This window comes from Lysinibacillus boronitolerans JCM 21713 = 10a = NBRC 103108, assembly GCF_000772935.1.
GTDB lineage: Bacteria > Bacillota > Bacilli > Bacillales_A > Planococcaceae > Lysinibacillus > Lysinibacillus boronitolerans.
Genome location: NZ_JPVR01000019.1, coordinates 1 through 392, shown reverse-complemented (window position 1 = coordinate 392; position 392 = coordinate 1). Strand labels below are relative to the sequence as shown.

Annotated in this window: 1 protein-coding gene; it reads left to right on the top strand. The window is 39.0% G+C overall.

The window, feature by feature from the left end; translation table 11 throughout:
- Positions 1-355 (top strand): IS3 family transposase (locus CD31_RS00090; protein ID WP_036074763.1); only part of this gene is annotated, 355 nt, incomplete at its 5' end.
- Positions 356-392 lie beyond the last annotated feature (37 nt).

Below are 392 nucleotides of genomic sequence, written 5' to 3'. Positions count from 1 at the left end.
GTTAGTTTCAGAGATGGTAGAAAAGGCTTTAGAGCGGTTGCCAGAAGAACACCAGCTCCTCATGCATTCCGATCAAGGCTGGCATTATCAAATGAAACAATATCGCCACGCCCTTCAATCAAGAGGGATTGTGCAAAGTATGTCGCGTAAAGGCAACTGTTACGACAATTCTGTCATGGAGAATTTCTTTGGCATCATGAAGTCGGAATTTCTCTATTTAAAGGAATTTAAAAGTGTCGAGCATTTTAAAAAGGAACTGGAAAACTATATAAACTATTACAATACGAAACGTATGAAGGCAAAATTAAAAATGAGTCCAGTGCAGTACCGAACTCATTTTACCCAAGCTGTCTAAACGAAATAACCGTGTCTAACTTTTAGGGGTCACTTCA